Raw genomic sequence first — 11,157 nt, forward strand, 5'->3', positions numbered from 1 at the left:
AATAAGCCCCTTTTAATATTTTTGCCAATAAAATACTTAGACTAGTAAAATAATATTTTTAAGGAGCACTCATGCAAAAGTTAATCATTTCATTTTTCATATTGTTTTTTATATTTGGTTGTAGACAACCGCCATCTCCTGAGCAAATAAGACAAGCGGATTATGGAATATATCCAGAAAAATATAAAGAATTAGTAACAGAATATATTACTGCAAATTTAATTGACCCAACAAGCCCAATTTTTTCAAATTGGACAGGTCCTGAAAAAGGATGGTATCAACAGCCTTACTCTCAGAATGGAAAAGTCTATTATGGCTATAAAGTCTGTGTGTATGTTAATGCGAAAAATAGAATGGGTGGTTATACTGGGGCAAGTCCATTTTTTGTAGTTATTAATAATAACCAAGTTGTATATTTAGACAGTGCCTCAAGTTATAAAAGAGGTACTATAGGTGAGGAAGAAGCATATAGACGATGTAATTTTTAAAAAATTTTACGAATAAAAAATAGTGGTTTAATAGTCATATGTGCCCTATGCGAGTTTATCTAGGGATGTTGGGTAACTAGGCAAAGACCATAAAATGCTTCACATAAACTTTATAGAGAATAAATTAATTTTATGAATTAATCAGGTGTGCGAAACCAGTTACCAATAGAATTATATTATTAAGATTTATTTTATAAAGGTTAATCAATGGCAATGATAAATTGTTCAGAATGTGGTAATCAAGTTTCAGACCAAGCACTCACATGCCCACATTGTGGCATTTCTTCTCCAATTTCATTAGAAGAAAGAAATAAAAGAGAGGAAGAGTTAAGACTTATTGAGGAAGAACGAATTAAACAAGAAGAGTGGGAAAAAATTATAGAGGAAGAATTAAAAAAGAAGAAAGAAATAGCAAATCAAATGAGGAAGAAAAGTAATCCTATCCTTTTTGCTATAGCAGGAGGAATGACGCTTATATGGTATTTTGCATATTCTTATTTTACTCCTAATATAAGAAGCAATGTAAACACTCCAAGTGTAAGTACTTCAAATAATTCATCTTATTGTTATGACATGTGGTATAAATATGGCTCTTGTGTGTATCGCTCATCAAATGGATTACCCTGCAAGTCGGGGACTGATGTGTCAATACCAACAGAATGTCAAAATTTTGCTGGTAAGAATGAAGCATCAAAAGCGGGTATGCTATCAAGTAGATAACAGTGGTTTAAGTGCCTCCATATGAGCCTTAGGTGAGCTTATCTTATCTAAGGCTGTAGGGGAATTAGGGCAAGACTATAAAATGCTTCACATAAACTGTAGAGTATTTTTACGAATTGATGAGGTGTGCAAAACCATTATGTTCTTATTAAATGAAATTATTTAGCTTTAATGATATAATGAATTTTCGAAAAAGTTTCAGTGATTTTTTTAAACAATAAAATTGTATTTCAAAGCCCATATAAAGCCTTTTCAAACGTATAATCGATATAAGTAACTCACTACTAGGTAGGTAAAAGTTATGAATGATGTTTTAGATGAAGTTCCTAAAATTTATACGTCTTATAATATATCTGGTATAGACTCTTTTAATATTACTCTTAGAGAAAAAAATAAAAATAATCTTACAAGCTTTTTATTTCAATGTATCGAAGATAAAATAATCTCACGGTTCACGACCAACAAAATCTTTTTTGATGATGGTAATTCTATTGATAAAAGAGATGTTTACCAAAGAGGATTAAGAGGGGATGTTAATACTACCTTTGAGATTGGTGGCATTTTAAGTTATCAATTTGCTTCTGCGCCTATTTGGAATTTCATTAAAGCTTTAGTTATAAAATACGGTAAACAATTAATACTCAATCGAATTGATTATTGTATTGATTTCAAGATGGATGATTATAATAAGTCTCTAAATATTAAAGAATTTTATCTTTATTTTACGAAATATTCATTAGGTCGTATTAAACTTAAAGAGCCAAAAAATAATAAGGAACATAATACCCAATATGTTTTATATGATAACCCTTATTTTAAAATTTATTGGTATAACAAACATATTAAAAAGGGTAAAGTAAGAACCATCAATGCTATTGTAAGGGTCGAAATAAGCCTTAAAAGAAAATACCTTAGTCGTAGCACTATTGGGTGTGGCACAATGGATGAGTTTGTTTACAACTATAATAACATCACTAAAGAGCTACTTAGTAAAATCAATGTGAATATTATGGGAGATGAGGTTTACTTTAATACTGAGACAACGGATCAAAAACTTAAACAATTTGTAAAATATATACAAGATGAAATTCCTTATCCCCCTTATATGATGCGAAACGATAGTAATAATGTTGAAAATACTAAATTGATTAAAGAAGTTATTGCACTCTCTAAAAGAACAGAGTATCAAACAAAGAGCACAAACCGACCTAATGTTCAAAAGATTAGTGAATCATTAGGGGAAAATAAAAATAAAGTAGGAAATATCATTAAATTTTTAGCATTGTGTAAAGAAGAAGAAAAAATGCAAAGTGAAAAGTAATTTTTTTACGAAAAATTATAAAGCAAAAGGAGAGTAAACAATGAAAGATTTCATTTTAGAAATGGGTGAAAAGCTTTTAGGATTAATTGTTATTGTAGGAATGATTTCTGCTGGAGCTATTGTAATTCATAAAGGGTTACTTGGACTTCTAACAGCATTAGCTATTATGATAGGGGTTGTAAGTACTACATTTTTTCTATACCTTTTAATAGACATTAGAGATAAAAATGTAGAAACTAATGATTTATTAAAAAAGCTCATTGAGCAAAATGGGCGGATAAATTAATCTTTAGTAATATAGTCATATAGTTTTTCTAGTGCTTCCAAAGTTTTATCTTTGGTTGACCTTGAGTAGATACCTGTGATGCTTTTATTTTGATGACTTAGTACTTCTTGAATAGTGAAGGGATGTATATCTAATTCTATAAGAAGAGAACTCCCTAAATGCCTAAAATCGTGAGTGTGAAATTTTTTATCTCGTAGGCTTTGAATATTACCAAGAAACTTTTTCTTTTCAAAGCCTATAAGAGTTTTATTAACTGGTTTTGGCATTTTCCCATTTGATACATTTGTTACAAAATCACTTTGAAAAATAAAAATATCTTTTGGATATTGTTTTCTTAATTTGTGTAATTCATCTAAAAGAGATTGAGGTATAGACCATTGTTGTATTCTTTTTGTTTTTGTAATTTCAGCTCGTGATAATATTGTATTATTGTCTAAGTCTATATCTGACCATTTTAACTCTAAGAGTTCGCCCATTCGTCTACATGTGAATAGAATCATCAGAAAATAAACACGGTATTTAAAATTTTTAATTTCTAGGATAGCTTGATAAAATTCTTTTGCAGTTTGAAGATTGTTATTAGTTAATGTTCTTACGTCTCTTTGCGCTTTGGGTTCACCTTTTACAAATTGTGTAGGTGATTTTTGAATAATATCATTTTTCATAGCTTCGTTAAATACAAAACCAACATATCTTTTGACGTTGTTTATATAACTAGAAGCATAGCCTTCTTCTTTTAGCTTACTGATAATTTCAATGATATCTAGGCGACTAATATCTTCTAATCTTTTTTTGTGTAAAGACTTTAAGTGCTTTTCGCTAAATACTTTAATGTTCTTTTGGTATTCACCTTTTTTACTGTCTATAATTTCATTCATATAATCAACAAATTTTTTATCTTTTTTATATGATATTTTTTCAAAAGGATTATTCCCTTTACGAATTTCTGCTTTTACATCAGATAATGCAGTTTTTGCTTTAGAAAGAGTTGTAGCATTAAATAGCTTAGTAAGATTCTTTTTATTGAATCTTTGAGCATTGCATCTAAACGTAGCGATATACTCTTTGTTGCCATCATGACTATGTGTTTCATAGATTCCATTTGCTACTTTTTTATATTCTCTATTATCTGCCATTTTCATTTCCTTCGGCTTTCTAAAAGATATTGTACACAAAAATAAAAAATAAATGTATTAATAAAATAAATTTTGTGTACAATTTGTGTACGTTAAGATGTGGTAGAATGTTTGAAAATGTGAGATAGGTTGATAAGTAATCCCTAATTAAAGGGATTACTTATTGTGTATTGGTATTTAAGAAAAGTGATTACGTTAAAGAAGTAGTTTGGTGCAAGCGCATCAGCTCAAGGTAAAATTCGCGTTCGTCATGGTTTTCCAACAAGCCGCTGTTCGGGAAAATTGCATCGTAAATTTTACCGATATTTTCGAAACGCTTTTTAAAGAGCTCGCTTAAAATCAGTGCCGAAATATCTTTGCGCATAAAAATCGCGGGAGGTAGCATACCGGCTTTGAGAATTTCCAAAAGTGATTCGGCATGGTACTTGATGTGGTGATGCGCGCCGTGAGGACACGTATTGGTGCTCACCAGCGTTTTGCATTCGTTACAGTAAACAAATTCGGTGATAATCTCGACGTCGATCTCTAAATCTTTGTAGTGATTTAAAATAGATCGCATTTCGTTTTTGTCGTAGTACGCGCCGATACCGCTGTGATTTTGCCCTAAGATCAGTTTGTTACACCCGAAATTCGAAGCGCAAATAGCATCTAAGACGGCATTTTTATAGCTTGAAAAAAGGTAGGTATTCTCAAACGGGACGATGACGACGCGATTTTTCGGCAAATAGTTGTCGACAAAATACTGCAACGCTTTAAAGCGTAAATCGTAGGAGAGAATGTCTTGTTTGTAAGGTTTGAGCAGAAAAATCACGAGCATATCGCATTTTTCCAACGTAATACGCATCACGCGTTCATGCGCTCTGTGAAAAGGATTGGCGTTGATCATGATCGCCGAGACGTTTTTGGCGCCGAGTTGTTCTTTGGCATCGGCAATTTTGGCTTTAACGTTTTTAATATCGTCGAAAACGAGTTCGTATTCTCCGCAAACGGCAACGTCCCCAAGACGTTTTAAAAAGGTTAGCGTTTCGGGATTGGAAACGTCGTACGTTCCGAAAATTTGTTCGATGCGTCGTTTTTTATCGACTTCAAAGACTTCATCGACGATGATCGTTCCTTTGATTTTGCCGTCGACGATAAAATCAAGCGGTTCGCCTTTGTACGCGGTGGTGAGAATTTCTCGGTTTTTTTCTCCGGCGGGTGCGATGATAAACGGAAACGGGAAGGGTTTTCCTTTGTAATAGCCGCTTTGAGCGACCTCTTCGTATTCGGCTTTGTTCATTAGCTTGTCTACGGGATGCAAGATGCCTTCTTTAGCGAGGGCTAGGGTGGCGATAAACTCTTTGTCTAAGAAGAGTTGCCGATTATTTTTTCTTGTTGATTCCATACTTCTTCCTTTTTTCCCATAAACTTTTACGTGATATGCCTAATTTTTTCGAGAGCTCGGTATCGGGGAATTTATGTTGAAAATTACAAATTACGTATTTCACGTAATCGTCGATACATAAAATATCGCCTTGATCCAAGATTTTACTGTCGCTGGTGATTTCGATCGTATTCAAGTCGCTCTCTTCGTTCGGGTCGGTACTGCATATAATAGCACGTTTGCCTTCGATCATAGCGTAGATTTTGAGTTTTTCGCTCTTTTTGAGGTTTTGAAGATCGACGATGTAGAGTAACTCCTCACTATCGGCACGGGTCATCTTTTCAAAGGCGTTAGGATGCATCAACGAAATGAAACTAAACGTTTCGTTTTGAGAATTGGCATAGTTAAAAACAAGGGCGTCGGCATGTTTTTGAAAGTTTGTTTTAATCAAGATCGGAAATTTCGTTTTTTTATCCAAAGGCTCTAAATGCGCGCTACTAAAGAGGTTCTTAACATACTCCTTGTAAGTTTCGTTCTCTTTTTTGAGGCTTTTGAATTGGTTGAGATGTTGAAGTTTGCGAATCAACTCTTCGATCATAAAAGGCTTTTGAATATAGTCGCAGGCACCGGCTTTGATCGGGTTGGTGACGGTGTCGTTGCTGATGTAGGAGATCATTAAAATAATAATGGACACACGGTGCTTTTCGATGACGGGGTAAAAATTTTGTCCCGAAATATTCGTAGAGAGTAAAATTGCGTCGTACTTTTCATCTTTGAGCGCGTCTTTAATGCTGGTAGCGATTTCACAGATATGTCCGATTTCCATTAACTTAGAGGCGATACTTTGAGCGAGGTAAATCTCATTTTCAACGATTAAAATCTTCATCTATTCTTCCAATCATAGTATTTTAACGTAGCCGTTGCACTGACCGCAACACCTTCTTTTCTGCCCACGAATCCCAATTTTTCCGTTGTCGTCGCTTTGACGTTGACGTGAACGGGCGCAATGCCTAAAATGTCGGCAAGGCAAAAGCGTATGGGATCTTTAAAACCGCTTAGCCTTGGAAATTCCGCCATGACCGTAAGATCGCAATGAGTGATCGTAAAACCGACTTTGGCTAAAAAGGAGCATACTTCGCGTAAGAGTATTTTCGAATCGATATTTTTGTACCGTAGATCGTTATCGGGAAAGAGTTCGCCGATGTCGCCGGCTCCCGCTGCACCTAAAAGCGCGTCGATTAAAGCGTGAATTGCCACATCGCCGTCGGAATGTGCTTTAAAGCCGATGTCGGGGTGCACTTCAACGCCGCCGAGCATCATTGCTTTGCCTTCTTCATACGTATGGACGTCGAACCCGTAACCCGTAAAGTGATCTAAAGAAGGAGCCATCAAGCACGCTAAAGAGGCTAAATCTTCTTGACATGTCAGCTTTTTGGCATTCGCGTTGCCTAAGACGTAAGCGACGCTTCCTCCGATCGCTTTGATCGCACTGCTATCGTCGGTATAGGCAATCGGTGTTTCCAACGCTTTTCGTAAAACTTCCGTTTTTGAGAGTTGCGGCGTTTGGATCAGTTTGACTTCTTCACGCTCGATGGTTTGGTGTTCGTATACGACCGTATCGACGACATTGAGGTACGGTACGACGATATCGGCACTCTCTTTGGCGTCCAAAAGGCGCATCAAAAGCGCTTGATCGATGCAGGCTCGCGCGATGTCGCTGACCAAGACGTAGGGCGTATCGACATGTAAGAGTGCGTTTTTCAAAGAGGCTTGCCTTGTCTCTCCTCCTTCAACGAAACAGATAGCATCGCTGAATTTTTCGGCATAAAAACGCTCATCGGGGCTTGTCGTGACGATGGTACGGGCAAAAGGGAGATGTTGTTGAAGGTTTTGTGCGGCAAAAAGCCATAAAGGCAGGTCGCCTATGCGTAGCCACTGCTTCTTAACACGCCGATTAAAACGTGAGGAACTTCCCGCTCCCAACATTACAAGCGTTAAATCGGGCAAACTTTGTCCTTTTTTCTGAAGTGTTACGATATTATACATTTTGAAAGCTTTTTTTTATCTTTTTTGTGTTAAATTCCATCATCACTTACCTCAAAGGTTGAATAATGTTGAATAAAGATGTGGTATTAAAGGCATTAGGTGGCGTAAAATATCCCGGATTTGAAAAGGATATCGTGACATTCGGTTTTGTCAAAAGCGTCGAAGTTTCAGAGAATAATGTTTATGTTGAAGTCGATATCGTCTCCTCTAGTAAAGAAGTAGGTGACGAATTAAAAGCCAATATTGAAAAAGAAATTGATGCACTCGGCGCGGCACGTGTCGACGTTGTCGTCAAACAGCCCAAACCTCCGGTTGAAAAAAGCAATTCGCAATCGGGTAAAAATATGGCTCCGCACATTAAAAATTTCGTGATGGTTAGTTCGGGAAAAGGCGGTGTCGGTAAAACGACGACAACCGTAAACTTGGCGATTGCTATGGCAAGCCAAGGCAAAAAAGTCGGACTTTTAGATGCCGATATTTACGGTCCAAACGTGCCTCGTATGATGGGCGCGGTCGATCAACATCCCGAAATCGTCGGTCAAAAAGTCAAACCTATCGTTGCGTACGGCGTAGAGATGATGAGTATGGGCTCTTTGATGGAAAGCGGTCAGTCGTTGATTTGGCGCGGAGCGATGATTATGAAAGCGATTGAGCAGCTCTTACGCGATATTTTATGGAGCGATTTGGACGTTTTGTTTATCGATATGCCTCCGGGAACCGGCGATGCGCAACTTACCTTGGCTCAAAGCGTTCCGGTGACGGCAGGTATTTGCGTTACCACGCCGCAACAAGTCGCACTCGACGATACCGAGAGAAGCCTTGACATGTTCCAAAAATTGCACATTCCGATTGCTGGTATTATGGAGAATATGAGCGGTTTTATCTGTCCCGAGACACATAAAGAGTACGATATTTTCGGTAAAGGTACGACCAAGCCGTTGGCGGAAAAATTCGAGACGATCGTTATCGGAGAGATTCCTATCGAGCCTGCCGTTCGTGAAGGCGGCGATGCCGGAAAACCGGTCACGTTTTTCCATCCCGAGAGCGAAACGGCGAAACGCTACCAAGCGTCTGCTCGAAAACTATGGGAATGCATCGAGAAAGTCAACGAAGAGGGCGGCGCAAGCAACGAAGCGATCCAACCGACGATGGGTATCAACGGAAGCCCGAGTGCTTGTTCCCAACATTAAAAAAAGGATAAAGAGATATGGCATTACGTATGACGGTTGACGAAGCCGATTTCAAAGCGTTAGTCGGCGAGATTGAAGCGCAAGAAGGGTATAAAAAGCCGATTGCGTTCGGTATCGCTCGAGTGGATCGCGGACAACTCAATCCGCATAAAATTTTACAAGCCACGTTTCCCGTCGTGAACTGGAACGAAAATTTCGGTTCGGCGGCCATCTTGATCGCAGCGTTGCAAGAAAGCGGCGTCGAGATTGATTTTAGCGGAAGCGAATACGTTTGCGACGTGAAGAAAAAGTTTGTTAAAAATGCGATGAACGCGTTTACGCCTTATCTGAATAAAGCATTCGGCGATGCACATAAAAACGTGCAAGTGATTAAAACGCTCGATTGGATTGCGCAAACCGAAAAATTGAAAAAAGAGTATCGTATCGTGTTTATTTTTGAAGACGATAAGCCGCTCAGTCCCGAATCGGTCTACCTCAAACTTTACGCTCTTTCAACGGGTAAAGCCGCTTTACGCTCTTTAAATCTTACCGGAGCGTTCGGCGTACTCGAAAACGTTGCATGGTCATTCGGACAGCCTATCGAACTTGAATGGCTTCGTATGCATGAAGTCGAGATGAAGCTTTACGGTAATTATCCGATGATCGAGTCGGTCGATAAATTCCCGCGTTACCTCTCACATGTCATTCCTGCGGACAATACGCGCGTGCTAGACGCCAGTAAAGTTCGTATGGGAGCGCATTTACATTCGGGAACGACCATTATGCCCGGTGCAAGTTACGTCAATTTCAACGCCGGAACGACGGGTGCGGTGATGGTTGAGGGACGCATCAGCTCTTCAGTCGTCGTCGGTAAAGGCAGCGACGTGGGCGGCGGTGCGAGCATCTTAGGCGTTCTAAGCGGCACCAACGGCAATCCCGTCAGTATCGGCGAAAACACCTTGCTCGGCGCAAACTCGGTAACGGGCATTCCTTTGGGTGATGCATGTATCGTTGATGCAGGTATTGCGATTTTAGAGGGGACAAAAGTCGGCGTTAGCGCGAAAGAGCTCGTTAAAATCATCGAAGCCAATCCTAAAGCGAAACACTTGAAAAAAGCCGACAAAGAAGAGATCGTTTTCTTTAAAGGCTTAGATCTTGCAGGACTTAACGGAATTCATTTCCGTCAAAACAGCGTCAACGGAATGATTCAAGCCGCACGTTCCAAACGCGAGATCAAACTCAACAGCGACCTTCACTAACGCTTTCTAAAGCGAGCGGAAAATCCCCGCTCGCTTTAGGCACAAATCAAACAATTTCTTCCGCTCTCTTTTGCCTTATAGAGCGCATCGTCCGCTAGTTTGATAATCTCGTGAGGCGTTTTACCTTTGAAAGATTGTGCCGCGCCGATGCTCACGGAAAGACGTTCTTTTTTAGGCTTCACGGGAGTCGGCGTTTTTTTAGGTGCTTGTTCGGGACGGTTTTGATCGCGAATGACAAACCCTCGTCTAAAAATGCGCTCCCGTACCTCTTCGAGTGCCATGATGCAATCTTCTCTCTTTTTACCGCTAAAAACGATCGTAAACTCTTCTCCGCCGTACCGATACGCCCTACCGCCGTTTTTTACCTGCGAAAGTTCTTTGGCGACCATTTTGAGCACTTCGTCGCCGATGTCGTGTCCGAAAGTATCGTTAAATTTTTTGAAAAAGTCGATATCCACCATCGCTAGCAGATAATTCGAACCGATATGCAAAAAACGCTCTTCAAGTGCTCTACGTGCGGGAATACCGGTGAGGGTATCGATGTACGCCATCGTGTAAGCGTCTCTGACCAGCGCACTAATGGCAATGAGCGAAGCCAGTAAAGAGTAGAGGATAAAGCCGTGCGCTTCTTGCCTAAAAAGAAACGATACGCACAATGCGGCAAGCATCCAAAAAGGTGCTTTTTGCGTGTAGGCGTTAAAGAGCAAGGAGACGAGAAAAATAAAAAGCAGCGCAATGACGACGATAATCACCGTAAAGTCGTTGGTTTGGGTCAGTTGATGCAAAAAAGAGGGTAAAAGCGTCGTGTTGAGTGCGGTTTGAAGTGCAGGCGAAAAATACACGAGAGCGGCATAGCTTAACCCCAAAATCGCAATCGCAATCGTGGTACGCAACGCACCGAATGCGCTAAAAAGTCCTCTTTCTTGCAAGGCATACAAGAGCAAATAGCCGATAGCACAACTCAAAGGAACGATGTGCCAAAACGCCGTTCCGCTCAGTTTGGTAAAAAACGTATTGGGAAACGCCAAAATCAGGTTGAAAAAAAGAGGGAAGAGGAGTAATGCAAAGAGTTTGCTTTTATTAAAATAGACGCTTAACGCCAATGCCAATCCTAAAAAAACAAAGGTGCTTTGCCATAAAAAATAGTACATGTAAGCAGGAATCAGCTCAAAATAAAGCGCGACGAAGCCTAGAAGAATTGCTCCTAAACAAAGCGCGTTAAAGGTATAAAGTACCTCTTTCATTCGTTGCATTGCATCCCTTCATCTCCTGTCATTCCGTATGATTTTACCATCTTTAGGCTTTGGTTTGAGACGGTAAAAGGTATCGGAAGCTTTAAAAAGCACGGAAGGAAATTCTTTTCCTTCCG

Annotated in this window: 11 protein-coding genes; 6 read left to right on the forward strand and 5 right to left on the reverse strand. The window is 39.1% G+C overall.

Features of this window, described 5'->3' with window-relative positions; genetic code table 11:
- Positions 1-71: 71 nt before the first annotated feature.
- The 4 genes from NL930_RS03575 (at position 72) to NL930_RS03590 (ending at position 2,815) form a co-directional block, all read left to right on the forward strand.
- A complete protein-coding gene (locus NL930_RS03575; protein WP_060825455.1) occupies positions 72-488 on the forward strand; it encodes a hypothetical protein in 417 nt (138 codons plus the stop codon).
- Between the two features lie 207 nt (positions 489-695).
- Positions 696-1,208 carry a zinc ribbon domain-containing protein gene (locus tag NL930_RS03580; RefSeq protein WP_060825456.1) on the forward strand — a complete coding sequence of 171 codons (513 nt, stop codon included), beginning with the start codon at positions 696-698 and terminating at the stop codon, positions 1,206-1,208.
- A gap of 301 nt (positions 1,209-1,509) precedes the next feature.
- Positions 1,510-2,529 carry a hypothetical protein gene (locus NL930_RS03585; protein WP_060825457.1) on the forward strand — a complete coding sequence of 340 codons (1,020 nt, stop codon included), beginning with the start codon at positions 1,510-1,512 and terminating at the stop codon, positions 2,527-2,529.
- Between the two features lie 40 nt (positions 2,530-2,569).
- Positions 2,570-2,815, forward strand: a complete 246-nt coding sequence (locus NL930_RS03590) for a hypothetical protein (RefSeq protein WP_060825458.1) — start codon at positions 2,570-2,572, stop codon at positions 2,813-2,815.
- On the opposite strand, the gene NL930_RS03595 is transcribed toward NL930_RS03590, so the two are convergent.
- The 4 genes from NL930_RS03595 to NL930_RS03610 all read right to left on the reverse strand — a co-directional run bounded on the left by NL930_RS03595 (position 2,812) and on the right by NL930_RS03610 (position 7,321).
- Entirely contained in the window at positions 2,812-3,951 is a 1,140-nt protein-coding gene (locus NL930_RS03595) for a tyrosine-type recombinase/integrase (RefSeq protein WP_254377369.1), read from the reverse strand. The two genes, NL930_RS03590 and NL930_RS03595, sit on opposite strands and share 4 nt — an antisense overlap.
- 190 nt (positions 3,952-4,141) lie before the next feature.
- Positions 4,142-5,335 carry a sulfate adenylyltransferase gene (locus NL930_RS03600; protein ID WP_039674123.1) on the reverse strand — a complete coding sequence of 398 codons (1,194 nt, stop codon included), beginning with the start codon at positions 5,333-5,335 and terminating at the stop codon, positions 4,142-4,144.
- Positions 5,313-6,200: a response regulator gene (locus tag NL930_RS03605; protein WP_254377368.1), complete on the reverse strand. Its 888-nt coding sequence runs from the start codon at positions 6,198-6,200 to the stop codon at positions 5,313-5,315. Before NL930_RS03605 ends, NL930_RS03600 begins: the two co-directional genes overlap by 23 nt.
- Complete coding sequence (locus NL930_RS03610) at positions 6,197-7,321, reverse strand: bifunctional 2-C-methyl-D-erythritol 4-phosphate cytidylyltransferase/2-C-methyl-D-erythritol 2,4-cyclodiphosphate synthase (RefSeq protein WP_254377443.1); 1,125 nt, start codon at positions 7,319-7,321, stop codon at positions 6,197-6,199. Before NL930_RS03610 ends, NL930_RS03605 begins: the two co-directional genes overlap by 4 nt.
- Positions 7,322-7,425: 104 nt before the next feature.
- Here NL930_RS03610 and NL930_RS03615 point away from each other — a divergent pair, with 104 nt between their 5' ends.
- Together NL930_RS03615 and NL930_RS03620 are read left to right on the forward strand one after the other, a co-directional pair.
- Positions 7,426-8,550, forward strand: coding sequence for an Mrp/NBP35 family ATP-binding protein (locus NL930_RS03615; protein ID WP_039674119.1), 1,125 nt, complete (start codon positions 7,426-7,428; stop codon positions 8,548-8,550).
- Between the two features lie 17 nt (positions 8,551-8,567).
- A complete protein-coding gene (locus NL930_RS03620; RefSeq protein ID WP_254377367.1) occupies positions 8,568-9,788 on the forward strand; it encodes a tetrahydrodipicolinate N-succinyltransferase N-terminal domain-containing protein in 1,221 nt (406 codons plus the stop codon).
- A gap of 35 nt (positions 9,789-9,823) precedes the next feature.
- On the opposite strand, the gene NL930_RS03625 is transcribed toward NL930_RS03620, so the two are convergent.
- Positions 9,824-11,041, reverse strand: a complete 1,218-nt coding sequence (locus NL930_RS03625; RefSeq protein WP_060825463.1) for a GGDEF domain-containing protein — start codon at positions 11,039-11,041, stop codon at positions 9,824-9,826.
- Positions 11,042-11,157 lie beyond the last annotated feature (116 nt).

The sequence above is a fragment of the Sulfurospirillum sp. hDNRA2 genome (assembly GCF_024206095.2).
In the GTDB taxonomy this organism is placed as follows: domain Bacteria; phylum Campylobacterota; class Campylobacteria; order Campylobacterales; family Sulfurospirillaceae; genus Sulfurospirillum.

What these genes read in the sequence shown, in the direction of transcription:
- NL930_RS03615 (WP_039674119.1), top strand. Translation starts at nt 7,426, where the DNA reads ATGTTGAATAAAGATGTGGTATTAAAGGCATTAGGTGGCGTAAAATAT.
- NL930_RS03625 (WP_060825463.1), bottom strand. Translation starts at nt 11,041, where the DNA reads ATGCAACGAATGAAAGAGGTACTTTATACCTTTAACGCGCTTTGTTTA.
- NL930_RS03605 (WP_254377368.1), bottom strand. Translation starts at nt 6,200, where the DNA reads ATGAAGATTTTAATCGTTGAAAATGAGATTTACCTCGCTCAAAGTATC.
- NL930_RS03600 (WP_039674123.1), bottom strand. Translation starts at nt 5,335, where the DNA reads ATGGAATCAACAAGAAAAAATAATCGGCAACTCTTCTTAGACAAAGAG.
- NL930_RS03580 (WP_060825456.1), top strand. Translation starts at nt 696, where the DNA reads ATGGCAATGATAAATTGTTCAGAATGTGGTAATCAAGTTTCAGACCAA.
- NL930_RS03590 (WP_060825458.1), top strand. Translation starts at nt 2,570, where the DNA reads ATGAAAGATTTCATTTTAGAAATGGGTGAAAAGCTTTTAGGATTAATT.
- NL930_RS03620 (WP_254377367.1), top strand. Translation starts at nt 8,568, where the DNA reads ATGGCATTACGTATGACGGTTGACGAAGCCGATTTCAAAGCGTTAGTC.
- NL930_RS03595 (WP_254377369.1), bottom strand. Translation starts at nt 3,951, where the DNA reads ATGGCAGATAATAGAGAATATAAAAAAGTAGCAAATGGAATCTATGAA.
- NL930_RS03585 (WP_060825457.1), top strand. Translation starts at nt 1,510, where the DNA reads ATGAATGATGTTTTAGATGAAGTTCCTAAAATTTATACGTCTTATAAT.
- NL930_RS03575 (WP_060825455.1), top strand. Translation starts at nt 72, where the DNA reads ATGCAAAAGTTAATCATTTCATTTTTCATATTGTTTTTTATATTTGGT.